This is a genomic window from Streptomyces sp. URMC 127 (assembly GCF_051386535.1).
Classification (GTDB): domain Bacteria; phylum Actinomycetota; class Actinomycetes; order Streptomycetales; family Streptomycetaceae; genus Streptomyces.
Genome location: NZ_JBPQTW010000529.1, coordinates 1 through 302, shown reverse-complemented (window position 1 = coordinate 302; position 302 = coordinate 1). Strand labels below are relative to the sequence as shown.

Here is a 302-nt window from a genome sequence, read left to right as displayed (position 1 = left end):
GCCGGTGCAAGGCCTTCGGCGCCGGTGCGGACGGTACGGGGTGGGCCGAGGGCGCGGGCATGCTGCTCGTGGAGCGGTTGTCCGATGCCCGGCGCAACGGGCACCAGGTACTGGCCGTCGTGCGTGGCACTGCGGTGAACCAGGACGGCGCTTCCAACGGTCTGACGGCGCCCAACGGCCCGTCGCAGCAGCGGGTGATCCGCCAGGCGCTGGCGAACGCGGGCCTGTCCTCGGACCAGGTCGACGCGGTGGAGGCGCACGGTACGGGTACGAAGCTGGGTGACCCGATCGAGGCGCAGGCG

1 protein-coding gene is annotated in these 302 nt (G+C 73.2%); it reads left to right on the top strand.

Features of this window, described 5'->3' with window-relative positions; genetic code table 11:
* A partial coding sequence (locus tag ACSNOH_RS35255) for a beta-ketoacyl synthase N-terminal-like domain-containing protein (RefSeq protein WP_436725513.1) occupies positions 1-302 on the top strand: 302 nt, incomplete at both ends.